Source organism: Sphingobacterium sp. SGG-5 (assembly GCF_011043525.1).
Lineage (GTDB): Bacteria > Bacteroidota > Bacteroidia > Sphingobacteriales > Sphingobacteriaceae > Sphingobacterium.
Genome location: NZ_JAAKGO010000003.1, coordinates 71,805 through 96,363 on the forward strand (window position 1 = coordinate 71,805; position 24,559 = coordinate 96,363).

21 protein-coding genes are annotated in these 24,559 nt (G+C 45.1%); 9 read left to right on the forward strand and 12 right to left on the reverse strand.

The window, feature by feature from the left end; translation table 11 throughout:
• Positions 1–10 precede the first annotated feature (10 nt).
• Positions 11–1,510, forward strand: coding sequence for a M14 family zinc carboxypeptidase (locus tag G5B30_RS04800; protein ID WP_165318848.1), 1,500 nt, complete (start codon positions 11–13; stop codon positions 1,508–1,510).
• Here the strand turns inward: G5B30_RS04800 and G5B30_RS04805 are convergent.
• Positions 1,507–4,167, reverse strand: a complete 2,661-nt coding sequence (locus G5B30_RS04805) for a DNA gyrase/topoisomerase IV subunit A (protein ID WP_165318849.1) — start codon at positions 4,165–4,167, stop codon at positions 1,507–1,509. The genes G5B30_RS04800 and G5B30_RS04805 overlap by 4 nt on opposite strands.
• A 304-nt stretch (positions 4,168–4,471) precedes the next feature.
• Between G5B30_RS04805 and G5B30_RS04810 the strand changes: the two genes are divergently transcribed.
• From G5B30_RS04810 to G5B30_RS04820, 3 genes are all read left to right on the forward strand, one after another.
• Entirely contained in the window at positions 4,472–5,113 is a 642-nt protein-coding gene (locus G5B30_RS04810; RefSeq protein WP_240903101.1) for a sterol desaturase family protein, read from the forward strand.
• Between the two features lies 1 nt (position 5,114).
• Positions 5,115–6,527 (forward strand): tRNA uridine-5-carboxymethylaminomethyl(34) synthesis GTPase MnmE, encoded by a 1,413-nt coding sequence (mnmE, locus tag G5B30_RS04815; RefSeq protein WP_165318850.1) that lies wholly within the window; start codon positions 5,115–5,117, stop codon positions 6,525–6,527.
• A 329-nt stretch (positions 6,528–6,856) separates the two neighbouring features.
• Entirely contained in the window at positions 6,857–8,179 is a 1,323-nt protein-coding gene (locus tag G5B30_RS04820; protein ID WP_165318851.1) for an RNA-binding domain-containing protein, read from the forward strand.
• A 119-nt stretch (positions 8,180–8,298) separates the two neighbouring features.
• Here G5B30_RS04820 and G5B30_RS04825 read toward each other — a convergent pair whose 3' ends face one another.
• The gene (locus tag G5B30_RS04825; protein ID WP_165318852.1) at positions 8,299–8,832 is read right to left on the reverse strand and encodes a dihydrofolate reductase family protein; all 534 of its coding nucleotides are present in this window, start codon (positions 8,830–8,832) and stop codon (positions 8,299–8,301) included.
• A gap of 342 nt (positions 8,833–9,174) precedes the next feature.
• Here G5B30_RS04825 and G5B30_RS04830 point away from each other — a divergent pair, with 342 nt between their 5' ends.
• From G5B30_RS04830 to G5B30_RS04840, 3 genes are all read left to right on the forward strand, one after another.
• Positions 9,175–10,272 (forward strand): Fic family protein, encoded by a 1,098-nt coding sequence (locus tag G5B30_RS04830; RefSeq protein ID WP_165318853.1) that lies wholly within the window; start codon positions 9,175–9,177, stop codon positions 10,270–10,272.
• A 214-nt stretch (positions 10,273–10,486) separates the two neighbouring features.
• Positions 10,487–10,894: an ORF6N domain-containing protein gene (locus G5B30_RS04835; protein ID WP_206367018.1), complete on the forward strand. Its 408-nt coding sequence runs from the start codon at positions 10,487–10,489 to the stop codon at positions 10,892–10,894.
• Complete coding sequence (locus G5B30_RS04840; protein ID WP_206367019.1) at positions 10,852–11,466, forward strand: hypothetical protein; 615 nt, start codon at positions 10,852–10,854, stop codon at positions 11,464–11,466. Before G5B30_RS04835 ends, G5B30_RS04840 begins: the two co-directional genes overlap by 43 nt.
• A gap of 8 nt (positions 11,467–11,474) precedes the next feature.
• On the opposite strand, the gene G5B30_RS04845 is transcribed toward G5B30_RS04840, so the two are convergent.
• The 8 genes from G5B30_RS04845 to G5B30_RS04880 form a co-directional block, all read right to left on the reverse strand.
• Positions 11,475–11,960 (reverse strand): hypothetical protein, encoded by a 486-nt coding sequence (locus G5B30_RS04845; protein WP_165318854.1) that lies wholly within the window; start codon positions 11,958–11,960, stop codon positions 11,475–11,477.
• Between the two features lie 89 nt (positions 11,961–12,049).
• Complete coding sequence (locus G5B30_RS04850) at positions 12,050–12,598, reverse strand: CHAP domain-containing protein (protein ID WP_165318855.1); 549 nt, start codon at positions 12,596–12,598, stop codon at positions 12,050–12,052.
• Entirely contained in the window at positions 12,517–12,891 is a 375-nt protein-coding gene (locus tag G5B30_RS04855; RefSeq protein WP_165318856.1) for a hypothetical protein, read from the reverse strand. Before G5B30_RS04855 ends, G5B30_RS04850 begins: the two co-directional genes overlap by 82 nt.
• Before the next feature lie 105 nt (positions 12,892–12,996).
• Positions 12,997–13,632, reverse strand: coding sequence for a fibronectin type III domain-containing protein (locus G5B30_RS04860; protein ID WP_165318857.1), 636 nt, complete (start codon positions 13,630–13,632; stop codon positions 12,997–12,999).
• 157 nt (positions 13,633–13,789) lie between these two features.
• On the reverse strand, positions 13,790–14,257 hold the full coding sequence (locus tag G5B30_RS04865) for a hypothetical protein (protein ID WP_165318858.1): 468 nt from the start codon (positions 14,255–14,257) through the stop codon (positions 13,790–13,792).
• A complete protein-coding gene (locus G5B30_RS04870; protein ID WP_165318859.1) occupies positions 14,241–14,600 on the reverse strand; it encodes a helix-turn-helix domain-containing protein in 360 nt (119 codons plus the stop codon). Before G5B30_RS04870 ends, G5B30_RS04865 begins: the two co-directional genes overlap by 17 nt.
• An 85-nt stretch (positions 14,601–14,685) precedes the next feature.
• Entirely contained in the window at positions 14,686–15,684 is a 999-nt protein-coding gene (locus G5B30_RS04875; protein ID WP_165318860.1) for a helix-turn-helix transcriptional regulator, read from the reverse strand.
• Positions 15,685–15,767: 83 nt separating this feature from the next.
• Entirely contained in the window at positions 15,768–17,282 is a 1,515-nt protein-coding gene (locus G5B30_RS04880) for a catalase (RefSeq protein WP_165318861.1), read from the reverse strand.
• 161 nt (positions 17,283–17,443) lie between these two features.
• Here G5B30_RS04880 and G5B30_RS04885 point away from each other — a divergent pair, with 161 nt between their 5' ends.
• Positions 17,444–20,038: a cation-translocating P-type ATPase gene (locus tag G5B30_RS04885; RefSeq protein WP_165318862.1), complete on the forward strand. Its 2,595-nt coding sequence runs from the start codon at positions 17,444–17,446 to the stop codon at positions 20,036–20,038.
• Here the strand turns inward: G5B30_RS04885 and G5B30_RS04890 are convergent.
• Positions 19,978–21,090 (reverse strand): MBL fold metallo-hydrolase, encoded by a 1,113-nt coding sequence (locus G5B30_RS04890; RefSeq protein WP_240903102.1) that lies wholly within the window; start codon positions 21,088–21,090, stop codon positions 19,978–19,980. The genes G5B30_RS04885 and G5B30_RS04890 overlap by 61 nt on opposite strands.
• 3 nt (positions 21,091–21,093) lie before the next feature.
• Positions 21,094–22,485, reverse strand: coding sequence for an arginine decarboxylase (locus G5B30_RS04895; RefSeq protein WP_165318863.1), 1,392 nt, complete (start codon positions 22,483–22,485; stop codon positions 21,094–21,096).
• 110 nt (positions 22,486–22,595) lie between these two features.
• Between G5B30_RS04895 and argS the strand changes: the two genes are divergently transcribed.
• The gene (argS, locus tag G5B30_RS04900; protein WP_165318864.1) at positions 22,596–24,383 is read left to right on the forward strand and encodes an arginine--tRNA ligase; all 1,788 of its coding nucleotides are present in this window, start codon (positions 22,596–22,598) and stop codon (positions 24,381–24,383) included.
• The last annotated feature ends 176 nt before the right edge of the window (positions 24,384–24,559 follow it).

Sequence of the window (24,559 nt, forward strand, 5' to 3'; positions counted from 1 at the left end):
ATCCGTGTATATGAAACCATTGTTTATCATCACCGCGGCTCTCGCTATGGCTTGTCAGGGAACCTCTCTCAACAATCAACATACGCAAGACGTGCTTAAGAACAGAAGCGTGGATACGAGCATTTTTAATGCGATGTATCCCTTATTTCAAGAAAAAGCCTTATACCATCGCCGTTTTAAACACGCCGATATCGATTCGTTGGTTGGGCTACATCGGGATAGGTCGATATTGGACATACGTCAGATCGGAGCATCTGTACAGGGGCGTGCTATCTATGAGCTGGAATATGGGCAAGGTGATAAAAAGGTGATGCTATGGTCTCAAATGCATGGTGATGAGCCCACGGCTACCATGGCGTTGTTTGATCTGTTTAACTTTCTGGAAGGGAAGGATGACGATTATCAATCCATCCGTGACCTCTTGCACAAGAAGCTGACCTTGCATTTTATACCGATGCTCAACCCCGACGGTGCCGAGCGCTACACACGTAGAAATGCTCAGGAGATTGATCTTAACCGGGATGCGCGGGCAACCCAAACCGTGGAAGGTGCGTTGTTGCGGAAGAGAGGTACGGAGGTTAAGCCGAATTACGGTTTTAACCTTCATGATCAAAATATTTATTATAATGTTCCCGGTACCAAAAATCCGGTCACTATATCCTTATTAGCACCCGCTTATAATCATGCCCGGGAGATCAATGCTGTTCGGGGCAGTGCTATGCAGATTATCGTCGGCATGAACCGGCTCCTGCAGCAGTACATCCCCAATGCGGTAGCCAAATACGACGATACCCATTCGCCACGTGGCTTTGGTGACAACTTCCAGTCGTGGGATGCCAGTACCGTGCTGATCGAATCGGGCGGACTAAAAGGTGATCTGGAAAAACAGGAGATTCGTCGACTGAATTTCATTATTATACTCAACGCCCTGATCGAAATTGCACAAGACAGCTATGCAGCATACCCCGTCGAAGATTACGAAAACATCCCTTTCAATGCATCGCAGCTGCATGATGTTGTCATCCGGAATTTGGAGCTGACAAGAGACGATGTGACTTATAAAACGGATATTGCCATACGTCGGGGAGAAATTACTGTCGGACGGGATTATCACGTCAGGGGTAGAATCGAAGACATCGGTGATCTCCAGGAGTCGTATGGCTATGAAGAGGTTGATGCAGAAGGGTTGACACTTATCCCTGCAAAGATAGCGGATAAACCGATAACTGATATCCAATCGTTAACGAAGGAATATGTCGTCAAACAATTAAAATCGGGTGTTCTTGCCGTGCCTATCCGAACCGATGGCGTGCATCAGCCGGCCCTATATGCTGCGCCGATTATTCTTTTTACAGGAAATTTTTATCCGACGACTACTATTGACCTGGGTGGTTCCGCCAATTTCTTTATCGGAGACAAACAAGGACATTTAAAGTATGCTGTAGTTAATGGCTATATCGTAGACCTTTCCAAAGGGGAGTGGTCTACGATAAAAAATAAAGTGTATTAAAATAAGCCCATTTGTCCGTCGTTATCGATCTGGACATCTTCCGGATTCGTGATCTCGAATGAAACCGGTGCACTTTCTGCTTCCATTTTCACAACCGGAGCTTCCTCCTGTGTTGTTTCAATTTTTGCCAGATCGATTTCCTCGGTCATCAGCGTGACCTGCTGTACATTATGGAAAGATAACCGGTTACCCTGTGCCTTTATTTTCTTCACGTCGATCAGCTCATTCAGCGGTTGCTCTATGGTCTCCGGAGTCTGTGATTTTCCTTTCAACTGATCTATCTTTACGATCGGAGCAGGATTGTTTGTCAAAGCGACCAATTTTGATCCCGGTTCTTCGTTAATGAGAGAAACACGTCTTCCTAACGGAATATCATCAAAGGTGAAACGCTTCACATAATAGGTTCCTGTTTTTCCATCCTGATGCACGGCAGCATATACATGCTCGGGGCGGTATTTTTCGATACGGATCATCTTTTCATCAAAATGATTGTTCAGATCAAACGTGGAGAGCTCGTAAGAGCCATCCTGTAGCACCGTAAGAATCTTGTCATCGCCGTCAAATTCCCCCAGATATTGTCCTCTTTCATCGGCATTCAACCTTTTCAGCACGTCGTCATACCATATCTTACGGCCAGCTAACGTAGAGACACCGGCACTTTTAAACGTAATCTTTTTTACCGGATATTTGGACACAATATTCCCTAAAGAACCTTTCCCTTTAATGGCAATTTCCGCAAAATCCAGGTCGAACGCCACCTTCCGCAATTTGGTGTGCGGTTTAAGTTGTACGTGCACCGTTTCGGCCTCGCCATTTGGGTTGGCCGTAAAATAAAGCACCTTAGAACCTTTGGTCCCTTTAGATATATCGTATTCTTTGTCGCGGGTCACCGCGGTGACGGCAAAACGTTTGACATATGTGGTACCGCTGCTTCCATCCCGATAAATGGCGTTGTATATTGTACGTTCATCACCTTTCTTAAAAACGGCGACGTATATAATGTCTTTGCCGACAAAAACTTTGTCCTGTACTTTGGTGACACTGTATGCGCCATTTTCACGGAAAACAATGATATCGTCGATGTCCGAACACTCGGTGACGAACTCATCTTTCTTCATGCCCGTACCGATAAACCCTTCGGCACGATTCACATACAGTTTCGCATTTGCTAATGCTACGTGTGCAGCTTCCACCTTATCGAAGACACGAAGTTCTGTTTTTCGTTCCCGACCCTTCGCATATTTCGTCCGCAGGCGCTCAAACCATTCGATCGCATACTCCGTAAGATGCCTCAGGTTTTTCTTCACTTCTTTGATCTCATCTTCCAGCGCTTTCATCTGTTCGTCCGCCTTTTTAACATCAAAGCGCGTGATACTGCTCATGGGCTTGTCGATGAGCTTTTTGTAATCTTCCGCTACGATTTCCCGATAAAACAAGTCGAAGAAAGGTGTGAAGAGTGTATTTAAAACCTCTACAACTGTATCAAAATCACCGGCGTTCTCGTAGTCGGTGTGCTTATACATTCCCTCTTGGATAAATATTTTCAAAAGTGTGCTAAAGAATATTTTTTCCTGCAGCTCCCGGAGGCGTATTTCCAGCTCCTGCTTTAACAGCGCTTTCGTCTGCTTCGTATTTTCGATCAGAATATCATTCACCGATAGAAAATGCGGTTTATCGTTTCTGATGACACAAGTATTCGGTGATATAGACGACTCGCAGGAGGTGAATGCATACAACGCATCAATGGTTACATCGGGTGATATACCCGGAGCCAGATGGATGATAATCTCGACATGTTCGGCCGTATTATCTTCAATTTTTTTAATCTTGATTTTACCTTTATCATTGGCCGAGACGATACTGTCGATCAACGCTCCTGTGGTCGTGCCAAAAGGAATTTCAGTAATGGCTAACGTTTTTTTGTCCCGCTCTTCAATTTTCGCACGCACACGAATCTTACCTCCACGTTGTCCTTCATTGTAATTGGACACATCGGCAAGACCACCTGTCGGGAAGTCGGGATAGATATCCGGCCGTTCACCCCGAAGTACCTGAATAGAGCCATCAATCAATTCCACAAAATTGTGCGGCATAATCTTGGTCGCCAGTCCTACGGCAATACCTTCGGCTCCTTGTGCTAATAGCAATGGGAATTTCACCGGTAAGGTGACAGGCTCCTTATTACGTCCGTCATAACTCTGCTGCCATTCCGTCGTATCCGGATTAAAGACGACCTCATTCGCAAACTTCGATAAGCGTCCTTCGATATAACGTGGGGCCGCCGCCGAATCGCCCGTCACCGGATCGCCCCAGTTTCCCTGGCAGTCGATCAACAGATCTTTTTGTCCCAGCTGCACCATGGCATCGCCGATCGAGGCATCACCATGCGGATGGTATTTCATGGTGTTTCCGATCACATTCGCGGCCTTATTATACCGGCCATCGTCCATTTCTTTCAGCGAGTGCAGGATACGACGCTGTACCGGTTTAAAGCCATCATTGATATGCGGAACAGCACGATCTAATATAACATAAGAAGCATAATCCAAAAACCAGTTTTCATACAGCCCGGACAACGGAATGGTATTGCTCGCCTGTTCGGTGTCCGGTGTTTGATCTACATTATTTTCTTCCGAATTATTTGTTTCGTCAATCATCTAATCGATTTGTTGAAGGGTTTGTGATAAAAGCTAATTTTTCATAGCTTCGGTAAAAATACAAAATCTTTACAATTGTTGTTTTATTTAATAAAAGCATACGATGAAAAAGTGAGATCAACTCAAACTTAGATAAGGTCAAAACGTGTACAATAAGTTTTGTGATTTAACCAACAGCGTAAAAAAGTCAGGATTTGGACAAAAAAATGACGAATGTGCTTTTTTTGTATACGATCATAATGGTACTTTTGTATGTTGAGTAATTAACTCCTTGGGGTAAATCTCCTTTGAAAAGAAAAGAATTATGGCGAAGAAGAATTTTGTTTCCAACTCTACCGAGTCGACAAGGATGTTTAAAAATGATTTTCTGGAATCATTGACGAAAGTACATTTTACGGTGCCGCTCATTTTTTGGATTCCCGTTATCCTATACTTTATCTGGAAAGCCTATGCTGTCGGAGAGATGTCGGCCGGCTCTATTGTTTTGTATTTTTTATGCGGTTTGGTGTTTTGGACGCTTGCAGAATATATATTGCACCGCTGGGTGTTCCATTTCGAGCCTAAAAGCAAGTGGGGACAACGAATCCATTTTATTTTTCACGGCGTACACCATGATTTCCCGAAAGACCGTTTGCGGTTAGTAATGCCCTTGTCCGCGAGTATACCCTTAGCCAGTATTATCTACTTCATTTTTTATATTTTCCTTCCCGAGTTTGTCCTGGCAGCATTTTTTGCTGGCTTTCTCTTAGGTTATCTGATTTACGATGAAAGCCACTATGCGATGCATCACGCCAATTTTAAATCCGGTTGGTTCAAAAAAATAAAAGATCATCATATGCTTCATCATTACTCCGATCCGGAAAAAGGTTTTGGTGTCAGTTCGGCACTCTGGGATGTGATATTCGGTTCAGGCTTTCCACCCAAAAAGAATAAAGAAGGCAGTTAACATGTCTATATCAACATCGTCCGTACAGGACACCATCGTGGCTTTAGCCACCTCCCCAGGGGCAAATGGGGCTATTGCGGTGATACGTTTGTCCGGGCCGCAGGCCATCACGATAACCAATGCGGTATTTCGGGGAAAAGACCTCACCAAACAAGATTCTCATACCTTACATTTCGGCACGATACGGGATGGTGAGCAAATTATTGACGAAGTGCTCATCTCTTTGTTTGTTGCCCCACATTCGTACACCAAAGAAGATGTCGTCGAAATTTCGACCCACAATTCCATGTATATTATTGAGCGTTTGTTAGGTTTGCTGATCAAGAAGGGGGCTCGGGCGGCACGCGCAGGTGAGTTTACCCTGCGGGCTTTCCTCAATGGAGGCCTAGATCTGGCGCAAGCCGAAGCTGTAGCCGATTTGATTGCTTCGGAGAATAAAGCTTCACACGAGGTAGCGATGAATCAAATGCGTGGGGGCATCAGTAATAAGCTGCAGGACATGCGTGAGCAGCTGATTAATTTTGTGTCGCTGCTGGAGCTGGAGCTAGATTTTGGCGAGGAAGATGTCGAATTTGCAGACCGTTCGCAGTTTGAAACGTTGGTTCGGGATCTGAAAACCCATGTTGGCAAGTTGATCCAATCTTTTGCTTATGGCAATGCCATTAAGCAGGGCGTGCCAGTAGCGATTATAGGTAAACCCAATGCGGGCAAGTCAACCTTGCTCAATACCTTGCTCGACGAAGAGCGTGCCATTGTGAGCGATATTGCCGGTACCACCCGGGATACCATAGAAGAAGCGATCAACCTGGACGGGATTACCTTCCGTTTTATCGATACCGCAGGGCTTCGGGATACCGAAGATACGATTGAAGCCATCGGGGTAAATAAGGCGAAAGAGAAGGTAAAACAAGCCAAGGTGCTGCTCTACCTGTATGATGACAGAGACAGCACAGCGGAGGAGGTTGTCACCCAGATAAAAGGTCTGTATTATCCTGGTCTTGTTGTGATTTTAGTACGTAATAAAATTGATCTGGAAGGCGGTTACCATCCGAATGCTATGGACGAGCAGATTAAGGAAGCCCTTTTTAGCGATTATACCAATAGCATCGTGGCTATTTCGGCCAAAGATGGCGAAAGTGTGGAAGGTTTGAAAAAGGTGCTTTTGGATAAAATCCGGGATATGGCTGTAGAAGATCAGCAGATCATTACCAATACCCGGCATGTGGAAGCCTTGCAGCTTTCCCTGGATGCCTTAAATGAGGTGGAGCAAGGTTTGGGCATGCTATTGCCCGGCGATTTATTGGCCCATCATGTGCGCGAAGCCTTACGGCATATTTCAAGCATCACCGGAGATATCGATGTGGATAGAGATATCCTCGGAACGATTTTTGGGAAGTTTTGCATCGGGAAGTAGTTTTTGATAACTTATAAGTCAGATTCAATTTTATCTCACAATTTGAAATGATAGCGGATTTTTCTTATATTGTGAGACAGTTAACTAGCTGAATAACGAACCGGATTACGCCATATTGCAGGAAAAAATCGTCGCGCAAACCAGATTGGTAGCAACAGGTTAAAGGCTATAACATGGTCAACGCCTATGTGCAGAATTGGCAACTGCCAGTGATTGTAAGTGCTGTTTGAGATTGCGAATATTTTGGAGGTGAATACGAAACGGAACAAATTGACTCAGAGTAAGGTGCCTTTCGGCCGTATATTGAAAAATGAAATAAAAAGAAAAAAATGCCCGAAACGAACCGCATAGAATTTAAACGAGAGCTTAATATCAATGTGGATATTGAAAAGGAGGTCATTGCCTTTTTGAATTACCAAGAGGGTGGTGTGATTTATATTGGCATCGACAAAACCGGTCAAGTTGTGGGCGTATCGAATGCGGACAGTGATACCCTCAAAATTAAGGACCGTATAAAAAGCAATATTTCGCCATCGGCTATGGGTTTGTTTGATGTGGTGGTGGATGAGCGCGAGGGCAAGGAGATTGTCAAAATTACCGTGGCCAGTGGCAGTGAAAAGCCATACTTCAAGAAGAAATATGGGATGACCGAGAAAGGTTGCTTCATCCGTATCGGTACAGCAGCGGAGCCAATGCCGCAGGGTATGATTGATAAACTGTTTTCCACCCGCACCCGTAATTCCATTGGGAAAATCCGGTCGAACCGTCAGGATTTGACTTTCGAGCAACTGCGTATTTATTACGAGGAGAAGCGCAAGCCACTCAATAGCCAATTTAGGAAAAGTTTGGAGTTGCTCACCGAAGACGGTGCGCTCAATTATGCGGCTTATCTATTGGCCGATGAAAACGGTGTTTCCATCAAAGTGGCGAAATATCGCAGCACGAATCGGGTAGACCTGATTGAAAACAACGAATACGGTTACTGTTCGATCATAAAAGCAACGAAAAGTGTATTGGATAAAATTGAATTGGAAAATCGAACGACAACGCAAATTACCTCAAAGGAACGGATAGATCGGAGGCTTTGGAATCCGGTGGCCATCCGCGAAGCCGTGATAAATGCCATTGTGCATAATGACTTTACTCGTGAGGTGCCACCCAAGTTCGAAATTTTTGTAGACCGTATCGAAATTACTTCGGCAGGCACGTTGCCGGAGGGCCTCAATGAGGATGATTTTTTTGATGGGGTTTCTATTCCAAGGAATCGTGAGTTGATGCGCGTGTATCGGGATTTGGAGTTGGTGGAGCAGCTTGGTTCGGGTGTGCCACGGATTTTGGAAAGCTATGGAAAAGAATGCTTTCGGTTTATGGGGAATTTTATTCGCATGACATTTCCGGTATCGGAAGAAATTATTCGACAAGGTGGGTTGGTAGATGGGTTGGTAGATGGGTTGGTAGATGGGTTGGTAGAAAGTCAACGGAAAATAGTAGAACTGATTAAGGCTAACCCTAAAATATCCAAAAAGAATATGGCCGAGAATATTGGGATCAGTACGACCGCTATAGACAAACACATACGGAGTTTAAGAGAAAATAACATCATAAAACGTGTAGGAAGTGACAGAACAGGGTATTGGGAACTGCTTAAGTAATTGTACAACCCATGTACAACTTTAAGTGTATAACTTGCTGTATATCAAAGAAAATAAAATCCTGTATCGGCAAGTAGAATTTAAATATTTTTGATTGCATCAAGCGAGTTAGCTTCATGCTATCTTTTCCGCTTATAATGTAATTGTGTTAGACCTGTGTCAAATGCCTTTGCACTTATCAGATCAAGCAGTTGTTCCGGTCTATTGTCTTTGAATAATTTTGTCCCGCTACCCACTAAAATCGGTACAACCGAAATAATTAATTCATCTACCAAGTCGTGTTTTAGAAGCTCATTTATAATTTCTGCTCCACCATCACAATAGATGTCCTTTCCGCTTTCAGATTTTAGCTGTTGGACCAAATCTGCTATGTTACCGGCATAAAAAGTTGTTCTGCTAGCTTTTGGACGTTTGGTTTTTGTTATTACGTAAACGTCGCGTTGTCCATTGTCGTAATGAGAAGAGCCAATTTCTCTAAGCACATAATCATAGGTTTTTCTTCCGACAATTATGGTGTCAATGGTTGCAATAAACGCTGTATAGCCGTAGTCTTCTCCTTCCTTTTCAACGACTTTTAGAAAATTCAGGTCGTCGTTGGGTTTCGCAATGTATCCATCCAAACTTGTCGCTATGAAGAGTGATAATTTTCGCATATCGGTTTGTTCATTAATTTTCTGATTCAAAATTACAATAGATACCATAATAGACTATAACACGGTCTATATGCTCCGACGTAGTGTAACAGTTCAATTTTTGACGTAGCCGTAAGGTTTTTATCATACGCTTCATTTACACTGTATGTTACTCGGACTACCATCATCTTTTCTGAATTTTACGTGTGGATAGATTGTTTTTATATGAAGGATTATAGTATGCGAATATAGACTTATTTCTTTTAAATTAGGTTACGATATTTCAATTGAGCCGAATAACCTTTGTATTCGGCTCATATTTTATTTAAATTTGAGCTGAATAAGATAGTTAATCGGATCAAGATGTATAATTGGCAACATAAAAACTGGCCTTACTTCTCTTATAAACTGGATGATATTCATAGTATTGCAATTTCTTTTGCAGAAGAATTAGGTATCATGAATGGCTTGGTTACAGCTTTAAATGATGATTTAAAGCAGGAAACCTTGATTGAGATTCTTATTTCAGAAGCTATAAAAACTTCCGAAATTGAAGGAGAGTATATGAGTCGTGTCGATGTGATGTCGTCGATCAAACGCAACCTCGGTCTAAGAGACGATACGATCGTTCGCGACAAGCGTGTAGCCGGTATTGCTGAATTAATGACGAATGTACGAGCTTCCTATGATAGAGACTTATCTATACCGATGATCCTCGACTGGCATAATGCCTTAATGCGTTCTTTTTCGAATATCAACGCAGGACAGTGGCGATCGGGACATGAACCGATGCAGATTGTTTCTGGTGCTTATGGAAGGGAAACCGTGCATTATGAAGCGCCTCCCTCTTCGGAAGTACCAATAGAAATGAAACGTTTTGTTGACTGGTATAATGATACGGAGTTGCCCACTAAAGATAAAATCAGTACAGCGTTGGTCAAATCGGCTATCACCCATTTGTATTTTGAGAGTATACACCCGTTTGAAGATGGAAACGGGCGTATCGGAAGGGCATTAGCTGAATATGCTTTGTCCAATACATTGCAGAGCCCTGTATTGCTATCGATATCTAGGGTGATCGAGAAGAATAAGACACAATATTACGATGCCCTTAAGTCAGCACAGCGCGGTCTGGAAATTACCGAATGGATCACCTACTTCACTAACATCATCCTCGAGGCACAGATTGAAGCGAAACAATTGATTGAGTTTACCGTAAAGAAGGTGAAGTATTTTGATCGTTTTAAAGAGCAATTGAATGACAGACAAATGAAGGCTATAAATAGGATGTTCGAGGCTGGTGTTGATGGCTTTAAAGGTGGCATGACCGCTAAAAAGTATACGGCTATCACCAAAGCCTCCAAAGCTACGGCTACACGGGACTTGCAATATTTGCTGGAGATAGGCGCTTTGTCCTTACACGCAGGTGGGCGGTCGACAAGGTATGAGTTGGTTTTGTAGGGGATTTATTTTATTCGCTGTAACAGATATTTACTAAATTTGTTACAATGCAGTGAGGTAATCACACCTGAATAAGATTATAGTCGAGAACTTGTCTAAAATTGAACTGCCAAAATAATGAGTAAAGATTTAATCCTATCGCAACAACATATAGAAAATCGAATTTTTACTATTCGGGAAAAACAAGTCATGTTCGATAGAGATCTGGCAGAAATTGTATCAAGTAGAAGTAAAGAGATTAAATGAGCAAATAAAACGTAACATTGATCGGTTTCCCGAAACATTTCGTTTTCAATTGAATAACCAAGAAAAAGATGAACTGGTCGCAAATTGCGACCGGTTTGAGTCGTTAAAACATTCCTCGGTAAACCCGTATGCTTTTACGGAGCAGGGCGTAGCTATGTTGTCTGCCGTCTTACGAAGTGATGTTGCTGTAAAAGTCAGCATCCAAATTATGAATGATTTTGTAGAATTAAGAAGACTCGTTGGTCAAGAAACAATTCAGCATTTACGTCTTTCAAGTATTGAAAATAAATTGATAGAGCATGATCAAAAATTTAACAAGCTCTTTTTCGCTATTTGCCCGATATTATCAGTTATCTCCAAGATGAGACCGATCTGACCCGGCGTACTATTGTGAAAATCCTGAAAGGAATTGAACCACGGGTACTGCGCTATTTTACCATTAATCCACAGGCTTTTATCGAAAGTTGTATGGATGTGATCAATCTGCAAAAGCGTTTATTCATTGTAGTGGGTGTTGAATATGAGCGGGTAGATGATTATTACGACCAAAAGCGGATTGAAGATGAGGATTTGATTGGTTACTTAAGCAAGAGATTGGTCGAGGCCAGCAAATCGGCTTATAGTTATACGGTATGCGATTCGGATGTGGAGGTCAATCTGGCAAGAGAGTTTGAACAAAGTGAAAATATCTCCTTATACACGAAATTGCCAAGCTGGTTTACTATTCCGACACCATTGGGTACCTACAATCCCGACTGGGCAATCATGTATAAAAAAGGCGACGGTGAGCATTTATATTTTGTTACCGAATCGAAAGGAACAGTTTTCGACGAAGCCTTGCGCCCTATTGAAAGCGGAAAAATAAAATGTGGCAAAGCACATTTTCGGTCGATTGATAGCCGGATGATCGTGGCACTTACGATGGATGATGTATATGAGCAGGTATAGTTTTCCCCTCACCGATAAAACCACCGTAAGAATACCACCAAACCACATACCACCAAAGTGACGCCCAGCCACCAGAACGAGAAGACCCTGACAGGCTTTCGCTCGCTTTCCAATCCGGCTGCCTTGACATCGATTTGCGTGGCTGAAGCCCCGGATTTCATAGACGACTGTGTCGCCTGTTGGTCGATGGTTTGGTCGGAGGTTGTTGCCGTATGCGCCTTCTTTGACCGATAGGAGAGGATAGCCGTAGCTTCGCCCTTAAATCCCTGGGAAGGGTGGTAAGATATAACTCCTTTAGGGAGGATGACGACGGCGGTCGATCCGGCGGACCACTGTAGCTGCTGTTCGTGGAAGGATTGTGTCACCGCTTTTTCGAGATGGGTGACTGCCGTTGAGCTATGTATGGAACTGCTATCCCGTCGGGAGGTATGCCGCATACGATGGGTCTGGCAGGCACACAGGAGGCAAACTAGAAACAAGAGTAAACGGTTCATTTTGTTTTTGATTAATCAACCCTGCCGGTGGCATAAGGCTACCGACAGGGCTTCATGAGCGAAGTTTAAATTTTATTATAATAAATGAATTAATGCCTGTCCGGATCCGATATCCAATCGGCTACGGCATACAGGCTTCCGATGTGTCGCCTTTTCCGAAGCACGCGGTTGTCGGTATTCCCTTCTACCGTAACCAACCACTTGCCGTCCAGCTGGTCTATAAACCCAACATGTGCAATACGCTTCACAGTGGGGTAGTATATGCCGAACACATCGCCCTGTCGGATGGGGTCGGTATTACCACCTTTTGTCCAGACCGTACGACTGGCGGGGAAAAGTGCAGGACTCCAGGGATTCCGTGGTTGGGCATACCCCGCTTTGCCGAAACACCAGCTGACGTAGGCGGCGCACCAGGCATGACCTGCACCGAGGTTACAGTAGCGGAGGTATTCCTCCACACGTGAGCCGTTGTTTCGTCCCGTGGCTTCTTGCACGCCAAGCTCGGCTATATAGACGCTCCGTAGTCGCTGACGTGCGTCGTCATGCTGGGGCGGATCTACAGCAGGGCGATAAGCACCAGCATGAAACCGCAGAAAAACAAGCAGAACAAGCCCAGAAACAAATACAGGTGTTGCCATGGTCTCATCAAATTTAAAGGTTCAACCATAACAGCTTTGGCGTATTGAGCCAATGCTGCTGTTAATAGGCGGGCCAGCAGACTCGCAGCCAAAACCGCCGCTGCGGCAAAAGCTAAGGCACTCAGCAAGCCCGCATCAAAAGGGGCAGCTGTAGCATCTAGCTGGCGAAGTATCGGTCCGCAGAAGATGTAGGCTAGAAGCGTCAATAGCAAAACTGCGGCATCCAGCGTCATACGCCCACCGCTCCAAGAAATAGTGCCGGGTGGGGCGGGTAATGAAATTGATTTTAACATAATTGTAATTTTTAAAAAGTAAACTGTTTTTTAACAACCCTGCCGGCAGTACAAAGACAGCCGACAAGGTTGGGAATTATAGGGACATTGTTACCTTATCCAGAACTACCGGGCAATCTGTGATACAGGTTCACTCCAGTCACTGATACCCTGCGGATTGCGTGCACGTACGCGAGCGTAATAGGTTACTGCGCGGGTCAGATTAGGGATGATGTTGTTGCGTATAGAGCGACCGTGTCGGAAAGAGTCGATATCGCCCCAGGCAATTTCACCGTCTACCATTGTGCCCAGCTGGTATTCGTATTCCGAGGCTTTGTTTACCGAGTCGAAGAGTAGTGCCAACTCTCCACTACGCTCGCCGTCGACGAGACGGACACGGGTAGGTGTGGTCGGTGCGGTCAACTCTCCGGGAAGTCCCTTGAGCCGAAAGCCGGAGCTGAGTAGTTTATGTACCACTCCGTCACAGGTCGTGTTGACATAAAAGGCCAATCGGCGCAGCACATCCACTAATGCCCGTTTGCTGGCGTTCTTGGACTCGGAGTCGTAGGGACTGCCTTTGCGGTTGGTAAACTGCATTTTCTCGTTGTAATCCGCTATGGCGGCTTCGAGCTCTGCCAGTGGCGGATTGGGTTCCGCGAAAAATTCTACGTTCTCACCAATAGCTTGGTACACGGTGCTGGCGAGGTATCCCAGCTCAGCATCGCGGTAGTTTCCATAATTAATTTTAACTTGTCTTTTCATGACTAAAAAATTGAATGTTATTAATTTTAAAAAAATAATTTCCTACTCTTATTCGCAGGTTTTCGGATTTTCCCTGGTCGTTGCAACAGACAGGGACAAACATAGAATAGAAGCTGTGCCGTATCAATTTTTTAGACGAGGATGAACGTACTTGAACTTACTTGTACTTACTTGCACTTCGGAAGCCGTTGCTTCCGAAGTGGAACCAATTGCTTCCGGCACGGAAGCAATCACTTGCGGAGCGGAAGTGATCGTTTGCGAAGCTTAGGCAATTGCTTGTAAATCTTAAGCTGTTGCTTCCGATACGGAAGCCGTTGTTTCCGGTGTGGAACCAATTACTTCCGGCACGGAAGCAATCACTTGCGGAGCGGAAGTGATCGTTTGCGAAGCTTAGGCAATTGCTTGTAAATCTTAAGCTGTCGTTTCCGACACGGAAGCTGTCGTTTGTGAGGCGGAACCAATTGCTTCCGGCAGGGAAGCAATCACTTGTGGTGCGGAAGTGATCGTCTGCGAAGCTTAGGCAATTGCTTGCAAATCTTAAGTTGTCGTTTCCGATACGGAAATCATCGTTTACGGAGTGTAACCGATTGCTTCCCGTTCGCAAGCAATCACTTATCGTCCTCATTTTGGTTATTTTTATTCTTCCGTTCGCTATTTAGTTTACGGAAAATGAGGTGTTTCTCTTTACGTTCCGTCATTAACTTGATTACATCCGACTTCAGGTAGTACGGCCTACGGCCGATATACAGGGCGGCTTTCAGTAACTTGTCATCCACTTCATTGTAGAAGGTTCCCTTGGAGATGCCAAAGTAATCTGTGATCCAGGTGATATCGACATGTTCGGGAACCTCGTTGGGCGGCTGGGTGGCAGACGATAGCTGTCCCTGCTCCAGTGTATCCGTAGCAAGAAAATTTCGGATTTTTTTGATTTCATCGAGTATGAGTGCCAGTACAGCAGGTGTTTCCATAATAAATAATATTGTCAAGTATTCGAAAACAAATATCATCCATTATGGCTTTTTTGGTTAGTCTATTACGGACATTCGGTATGGTTTATTCTGGACATGGTAGCTCGATTTGAGGTAGATCTTCTGCCGAGAAACGATGCGCTTCCGAAGGTAGGTGACCGCATGTTTGGCGGTACGCTTTTGTAAAGGCTGAGGTTTCTCCATAGCCCAACAGATGGGCTACGTCGCCTACTGTCATGCCTCCATTTTCATCGGTAAGGAGCCGGTGTGCGGCGGTCATCCGTATCTGCCGCAGCAGTTGGCCAGCGGTTATTTTTCCGTTTGAAAGCGAGTGGAATGCCCGGTTCAAGGTTTTTAAGGAAACACCAATAGTGGCTGCCACAGCCTTGACACTACGCTGACTGTTGGTGGGAAACAGTCGGTTGCAGTGTGCAATGAATCGAAGGACGATTTCCCGGTACTGCATTTTAGGTTCGGTAGCATGTCGGGCTTTGACCATGAGATTGTCATAGAAGGCCATGATGTGGTCCAGATGATGTGAATACTCCAGTTCAACACCATCCTCGTCATACGCCGATTGGAAGCTGAGGGAAATTATGCGTTCCATTAAGGCGTTGGAAAGACTGTAGCGTGGGAAAATCAGCGCCTCTTGATAAGGTGTTATGCTGGCCGAAACCGTATGGATAAAAGGTAGCGTTCGTTGTAAGCGCGTCATCCATGCTGTACACAAGGCATAAGAGACCAGACGGTGCTTACCCGACTTAAAAGTGACTGAATAGTTGCCCTGGGTGATATAAAATGCCTGGCAATGGTTGTCGGACGGTGCGAAAGGTATACCTGACGCTTCTGCGCGTTCCACGATGAGATTGCCGGTAACTAATAAAAAAAGATATAGGCCGGTTTCGGGGATATGAACGGTGGCACGGGTTGCTACGGGTGTGTTCAGCGTGATCACGGTTTGCGTATACTGTATAACATCTGTTGTCTTGATGGTTACATCAATATCGTTAGCGTCAGTCGTTACAGAACCTTGGTGTGCGGGGTCGGACAAAGCAGGAAAGCGGATTTCTACGGTCGGTTTCATGGTAAATCTTTTAAATAAAATGCCTCCTACACCTTGTATAAAACAGATATAGGAGACACTATAATGGAATGATGTAACACCAGTTACCCCATAGAAGGCCGTGGTGCCCATCTATCATAAGGCGTCATGTCAAAATTCTTGACTTCTTCCATGGTTAATCCGAGAGCTCGTGCTACACCTTCTCCGTATTCCGGATCGGCTTTGTAGCAGTTTCTGATGTGACGGATCTGGATGAACTTCTCGGCGCCGCCGACTTGTGCTGCTGTGTTTTTAAAGAGTACTTCGGCTTTGCCGTCTGCTTTGATAATGCGGAACAAATCGCCCGGTTGGGTGAAATAGTCCTCATCATCATCTCTGAAATTATGGGCATAAGCTGTTCCCTCCAGTTCTAATGGTGGTTCCTTGGCCTCGGGCTGTTCTTGCCATTCGCCGTAGCTGTTTGGGTTATAGTGTTTAGCGTCACCATAATTGCCGTCGACCCGCATCGCACCGTCACGGTGAAACGCGTGATAAGGGCACCGCGGTTTATTGACCGGAATTTGGTAATGGTTGACGCCTAACCGATAACGCTGGGCATCGCCGTAGGAGAACAACCTGCCCTGAAGCATTTTGTCGGGTGAGAAACCGATACCCGGAACGATATTCGTCGGGTTGAATGCCGCTTGCTCTACGTCCTGGAAGTAGTTGTCCGGATTTTTGTTCAGTTCGAACTCGCCGACAGGAATGAGCGGAAAATCTTTCTTCGACCATACTTTTGTCAGGTCAAACGGATGGAAGCGGTAGGTTTTGGCTTCCTCTTCCGTCATAATCTGCACGAACATTTTCCATTTTGGAAAATCATTTCTTTCGATCGCGTCGAAAAGGTCTCTTTGTGCCGATTCCCGATCCATACCGATGATTTTGGCAGCCTCCTCGTCCGATAGATTATTTATCCCTTGTTGGGTGACGAAATGGAATTTTACCCAATGACGGACATTGTCCTTATTGATAAAACTATACGTATGACTTCCGAAACCGTGCATATGTCTATAACCGTTCGGTATCCCCCGATCACTCATGACAATAGTCACCTGATGCAGGGATTCGGGGAGCAATGTCCAGAAGTCCCAGTTGTTATTTGCACTGCGTAAATTCGTCTTCGGATCGCGTTTCACGGCGTGGTTGAGATCTGGAAACTTCATGGGATCACGGAAAAAGAAGACGGGTGTATTGTTGCCGACCAGATCCCAGATGCCTTCGTCGGTATAGAATTTTAAGGCAAAGCCCCGGATGTCTCTTTCCGCATCTGCAGCACCTCTTTCACCAGCAACGGTAGAAAACCGGGCAAACATTTCCGTTTTCTTGCCGATTTCACTGAAGATGCTGGCTTTCGAATACTGTGTAATATCGTGTGTCACCGTGAAGGTGCCGAACGCGCCCGAACCTTTTGCATGCATGCGCCGCTCGGGGATAACTTCCCGATCGAAGTTCGCCATTTTTTCGAGAAACCAGAAGTCCTGCATCAGGAGCGGTCCTCGTGGTCCGGCGGTCTGGGAATTTTGGTTGTCAGGAACCGGAGCACCGGTTTGTCTTGTGAGTTTTGGCTTGTTTTCTTCCATTGCTGTTAAGATTAGAATTAATACATTACCGAGGGTACTACACCGTTTATTTTGGTTACTACTAACATACGAAAAAAAAGTAAAAGAGTAGCTCGTTAAAACATTATATCTTTTTTAATTCTTTGTATAGTAAACATTATTGTATAAAGACACGGTTTATCATGGCAAAATTCTATCAGCTCGCTAACGACGACCTTTTTCAGCAATTGAAGACAACATCTTCTGGTTTACCCAGCGATAACATAACAGCTTTGCAAAACGAATACGGCGCCAATAAACTGCCGGATGCGCAACAGAAAAGCCGATGGTCCATCCTCTTGGCGCAGTTTATGGATGTCATGATTATTCTCCTAATTATTGCGGCGATCATTTCCTTTGCCGTAGGGGAACATACAGATGCCTTTGTTATTTTGGCCATCATTATCGGTAACGCCTGGATGGGTTATTCGCAGGAATATAATGCCGAAAAATCGATCAAAATGTTGCAGGAAATGTCTGCACAGCATGCGGTAGTTCTCCGTGGCGATAAACCCGTCAAAGTTGATGCAAAAGAGCTGGTGCCGGGCGATGTTATTTTACTGGAAGCGGGAGATATTGTTCCGGCAGATGCTCGGTTGTTTCAGGTCAGTTCTTTCCGGACAGAGGAAGCATCGCTTACGGGCGAAAGCCATACGGTCGAAAAGAAAACAGAAGCCATACCGGATGAAAATTTAGTCCCTGGCGATCAACATAACATGGTGTTCAAGGGTACAATGGTGAGTAACGGATCGGCAAAGGCAGTGGTTACGGCAATCGGTATCAAAACCGAGATCGGCAAGATTGCAGAAATGATGGAAGTGGAAGCGCAAAAGACACCCCTTCAACAACGATTAGCTGTTTTCAGCAAGCAGTTGGCCGTCGTCGTCATCGTACTTTGTGTAATAATCTATGGCTTCGGCCTGTGGAGGGGGGAAGAGCCTTTCGACATGTTTTTAATTGCACTTTCTCTGGCGGTCGCGGCATTGCCCGAGGCACTCCCCGCTGTAGTTACCATCGCATTGGCACAGGGCGCAAGGCGGATGGTTAAACAGAAGGCCCTGGTCCGGAAGCTGCCAGCTGTGGAGACACTGGGGTCGGTGACCTATATCTGCAGCGATAAGACGGGTACACTCACCCAAAATGTGATGACGGTCGAAAAGATCCAAGCGGCCCCGGATCAGGATGAGCTCTTGAAGTATGCCATGATGCTGAACAATGAGGTCCGGTTCTCCGAATCCGATGAGTTACTCGGCGATTCCACAGAAACGGCTTTAGTAAATTATGCACTTCAGCATGGTATAACCAAAATAGACGCAGATAAGCGCTTTCCGCTTGTTGCTAAACTGCCTTTTGATTCGGTGCGGATGCGTATGAGCTCCTTGCATCAATACGGGGATAAATGGATCTTGTTTGTCAAAGGTGCACCCGGAAAAATGATGGAGGCTGTTTCGGAAACAAATGAAAAAAAGGAAGAATGGCTCGATATGAACCGAGCCTGGGCGAAAGAGGGGCTACGGGTGTTATTTTTTGGTTTTAAAGTCTTTGACAAAAATCCCGGAGAGATCACGGCGGAAGATGAAAGTGACCTTGAACTGCTGGGTATGACAGCCTTGATAGATCCACCAAGGGAAGAGGTAATCGATGCGATTGACGAATGTAAAACGGCAGGTATTAAAACAGTGATGATTACGGGGGATCAGCCCCTAACGGCAACTGCTATCGCGGAGCGCTTAGGAATGGTCGAATCGGGAACACATGATGTACATGCTGGCGCTGACCTGGACGAGCTTACAGCGGAGGAATTTGATCGAGAGACCCGACACACCGCCGTCTATGCGCGCGTGTCGCCGGAGCAAAAACTTCGTATTGTCAAATCGTTGCAAGCACAGGGCGAGTTTGTGGCGATGACAGGAGATGGCGTGAATGATGCGCCGTCATTAAAGCAGGCTGATATTGGTATTGCGATGGGTATAACGGGAACGGACGTCTCGAAGGAGGCGGCCGACATGATTCTGTTGGATGATAATTTTTCTACCATTGTAAAAGCGGTACGGGAGGGGAGAAGGATCTATGAAAATATAAAGAAATTTATTGTGTATGTTCTTTCCTGCAACCTGGCAGAAATCCTGGTTATTGTCGCAGCACCAATACTGGGATTTGTCACGCCTTTGCTTCCTATTCACATTCTCTGGATTAATCTGGTAACGGACGGTTTGCCAGGACTGGCGCTTGTGGCGGAGCCGGCGGAGAAGGACATCATGAACCGACCGCCCCGTCCACCGAAAGAGAATTTGTTTGCAGGCGGGCTCATTCCGAGAATAGTTGTCACGGGAGTCTTCTTGGCAATCTCTGCACTGTTTATCCAGTGGTGGACGGCACGGGCGGGATATGATACTGTGACGCAGCAGACTGCGGTATTTACTACCCTATGTTTTGTACAGCTGGGGAATGCCCTCGCGGTACGTTCGGCATATCACTCGCTGTTTTCGAGCGATATCTTTGCCAACCGGGGGATGTGGCTCGCGATTATAGGTACTGTTGCACTGCAACTGCTGATCGTATATGTACCATTTTTAGATCATATTTTTAAAACGACACCTTTGGACCGAAATATTATCGGCATGATCGTAATGGTTACTATAGTGTGTATCCTGTTTATTGAAGGGATAAAACGCTTTTACCGTATCCCTACCCACCATTCCGTATTGGAAGGCAGGCGATCGAGAAAAACAATCTGACCAATTCGTGGTGTAATCAAGTCAACTTGCTTTTCTTTAGCGGCTTTGGTGACCCGGATTAACGGTTCGTCCCAGGGGTGATTGGCCAGTGGGAACTTTGCCGAATGTACAGGGATAACGTACCGTGCACGCAAATCTTGTGTTGCCGTGATGACCTCTTCGGGCATCATGTGTATATATTTCCACATCAGATTATACTGTCCGTTTTCCAGAATGGCAAAATCAAAAGGCCCATATTGGTTACCGATTTCTTTAAAATGCTTGCCATAGCCACTGTCACCGCCGATGTATATGTTCTTTGACCCTGTTAGTATGAAAGAAGACCAGAGGGTGGTGTTACGTTTAAATGTCCGGCCGGAGAAATGTCTTGCCGTTGCTGAAGTGATCTGGAAGCCTGCCCGATCGGTCGTTTCTCCCCAATAAAGATCGGTAATCTGATCGGCAGGGTAACCCCATTTTTCGAGATGGGCCCCTACACCGAGGCCAGTGATGATATGCTTCACCTTATGCTTCAATTGCATGACGGTGTTGTAATCCAGATGATCCCAATGGTCGTGCGTAATCAGCATGATGTCGACTTCCGGCATATCATCAGCGGTATATGCATAGGTACTCTTAAACGCCCGCACGCTGATCCGTACCGGTGTAGCGTATGTACTGAACACCGGGTCGACCAAAATTTTCTTACCATCTAACTGGAGAAGATAGGAGGAATGGCCAAACCAGACATACAGATTGCTATCAGGAGGCAAGTCGTGCAGGTTGTTTTTGTCGACCGGAATGGGATCCTGCGGAACATTGCGTTCTTTTTTACTGAAGAAGAAGCTCCTTAACATATCGCCCCAAGTTGTGCCTTCGGCTAATGCAGGGGTAAATTCGAGGTTATCAAATGCACCGTTTTTGTAGTTCGGCAGGCGTTCCATCTTTGCCAGTCGCTCGCCGCTCGCATTTTCGCCAAACCTGGCATGTTTCAGGTAGAGGAAGGTGCCTATGACCACAAGGAGGATGAGAATAAGGAGAACTTGCATACTTCGAACTAAAAAACGTTTCATAACTTACTGGTATCCCAATAATTTCATGACCTGTTTGGAATTTTGCTCTTCACCGAACACCTCATAGTTGAATGTCTCGTCTCGGTTGCGACGTATCAACACATGTTTGGGAGACGGCAACAGGCAATGATGTATACCGCCATACCCGCTCAATACGTCCTGATAGGCTCCGGTGTGGAAAAACCCGAGGTACTGCACTTTACGGGTCTTTGGCATAAACACCGAGTTCATATGTGCTTCTTGGTTGTAATAATCCTGTCCGTCGCAGGTGATGCCACCTATGTTTACCTTTTCATACTCCGAATCCCAGTTGTTGATAGGCAGCAGAATATATTTTTGGTTCAACGCCCACACGTCAGGCAGGTTGGTGATGAACGAACCGTCGATCATGAACCATTTTTCTCGGTCGTTCTGTTGTTTACGACCCAACACCTTATATAAAATACCCGAAGCTTCTGCTACGGTATACTTGCCGAATTCGGTAATAATATCCGGTTCCATAACTTCATGATAGGCACAGATCTGCTTGATACGATTGACAATCTCGTTGACCATATATTCATAGTCAAAGTCATGTACCAGGGAATCTTTAAACGGCATACCGCCACCGATATCCAAGGTGTCCAGATCCGGGTTGACTTTCTTGAATTTACAGTATAAGGTGACGTATTTCTCGAGTTCGTTCCAATAATAAGGAGTATCCGAGATGCCCGAATTAATAAAGAAATGTAAGAGTTTAACTTTAAAGTTGGGATTGCTGACGATCTTACTATTGTAGAAGTCAATGACATCTTCCGAACGGACCCCCAAGCGAGAGGTGTAAAACTGCGAGTCGGGCTGCTCTTCTGCTGCGATACGGATCCCCAGCGAGCAAGGCTCATCCAATTCGATTTCGTCGTCGTATAGGTTGAACTCCTCTTTATTGTCCAAGACAGGTATGATGTTCGTATACCCATCGTGAATCATATCGATGATATACTGCTTGTACTGATAGGTTTTGAAGCCATTACAGATTACCGTAATATCTTTGGAGACCGTACCGGCACGTTCCAACGAATCGATCATCGGCATATCGAAGGCTGACGAGGTTTCGAGGTGAATGTCATTCTTTAATGCTTCCTCAACAATATGCTTAAAATGAGAAGATTTTGTACAATAACAATATTTATATGACCCTCTATAATTATGTTTGAGTATAGCCGTTTGGAAGAGAATCTTTGCCTGTTGTATCTTTTTACTGACCATAGGCAAATATGTAAAACGTAGGGGAGTACCGTACGTTTCTATCATCTCCATCAAATTCAAATCGTGGAAGTACAATTCGTCGTCGATAATTTCGAATCCGTCTTGTGGAAAGCCAACACTTAAGTCAAGAAATTCCTGATAGCTCTGCATTTTTTATTATTTTTGGCAAAGATATGCTTTCGTAATGAATACCTAAATACCTGTATGGATAATTTTCGTGTTCATTATCAGAAAGATATAGATTATTACGTAATATTTACATGGCAATTTCCATTCAACAAACACTTATCGAACAAACGGTTGCAGCGGTTCGTTCACTTTATAATGCCGAATTAGCAAAAGAACAGGTTACTTTGCAGGAGACCCGCAAGGAATTTGAGGGTCAGATTACGGTAGTAACTTTTCCGGTTACACGTTTTTCGAGAAAATCGCCGGAAGAGACCGGAGCAGAAATCGGCACTTATCTTCAGCAGCATGTCGAGGTGGTGTCAGCTTTCAATGTCATCAAAGGGTTTTTGAATATCAGCCTCGCCGATAGCTATTGGGTAGGGCTGTTGAACGGGACCGTACTACAGGACGATTTTGGACAGTTTCCCGTAGGCGGAAAGGCCGTCATGGTTGAATACGCGTCTCCCAATACCAACAAACCTTTGCATTTGGGACATGTACGTAACGTGCTTCTAGGTTATTCGGTGGCCGAAATTTTAAAGGCTTCGGGTAAAAAAGTATATAAGACGCAGATTATCAATGATCGTGGTATCCATATCTGTAAGTCCATGTTGGCATGGCAGAAATTTGGGAACGGACAAACACCTGCATCGACCGGGTTGAAAGGGGATAAGCTGGTCGGGAATTTTTATGTGGAATTTGATAAGGCTTATAAAAAGGAAGTCGACGAACTGAAAGAACAGGGGTTTTCCGAAGAAGAAGCAAAAAAGCAAGCTCCTTTGATGCTCGAAGCGCAGGATATGCTCCGTAAATGGGAAGCTGGCGATGAAGAGGTGGTTAATCTTTGGAAAATGATGAACGGTTGGGTTTACGACGGTTTTGACGTGACCTACAAGAATATTGGTGTTGATTTTGATTTCAATTATTACGAGAGCCAAACGTATTTGTTGGGAAAAGACGAGGTCGAAAAGGGGCTGGAAAAGGGTGTGTTCTATAAAAAAGAAGACGGCTCAGTCTGGATTGATCTGACGGATGAAGGCTTGGACGAAAAGCTGGTGTTGCGTTCGGACGGCACTTCGGTCTATATGACACAGGATATCGGCACGGCTATTCAGCGGGTAAAGGATTTTCCAGATGTAGGTGGAATGGTTTATACCGTTGGGAATGAGCAGGATTACCATTTTAAGGTACTGTTTTTGATCCTGAAGAAATTAGGCTTCGATTGGGCGGAAGGTCTTTTCCACTTGTCTTACGGGATGGTGGATCTGCCATCGGGCAAAATGAAATCCCGGGAGGGGACAGTAGTAGATGCGGATGACTTGATGGCGGAGATGGTGGAGACTGCTCGGGCGAGAACGGAAGAGCTGGGGAAGACGGATGATTTCACGGACGAACAAAAAGCGGAGCTATATACGACCATCGGGATGGGGGCTTTAAAATATTTCCTGTTGAAGGTGGATCCGAAGAAGCGCTTACTCTTTGATCCGAATGAATCGGTGGATTTTCAAGGCCATACCGGACCTTTTATCCAATATACTTATGCCCGTATCCGCTCGGTGCTGCGTAAGGCGGATTTTAGTGGCACGGAGGATAAGATTGTGCTGGAAAATGTGTCTCCGTACGAACGTGACCTTATTCAGGTGTTGGGTAACTTTCCGGCGATCGTCGAAGCTTCGGCGCAGGAATTTAGTCCGGCACAGCTCGCGAATTATGCTTATGAAGTCGCTAAGCTCTACAACAAGTTTTATCACGAGGAAAGTATCCTAAAGGCAGAGCAGGAAGATGTGAAGACTTTCCGTCTGCATTTATCAGCGGCAGCAGCGAAGATAATAGCGGAGAGTATGCGGCTTTTGGGAATTGGGGTTCCGGAGCGGATGTAGGGTTTAGGGTATTGCGATGTGCGTAGAGTGTATTGCGAACGGAAACGGCTTATTCGGGATGATTTGAAGATGAGGTGATTTGTTTACATTGTGAGATCTCCTTAATATGCGAAGGGTTTTGTATATTTCCTCTATAAAATAAGCTTTCAAAGGCAGAGGAGAGAACGATAAGTTGC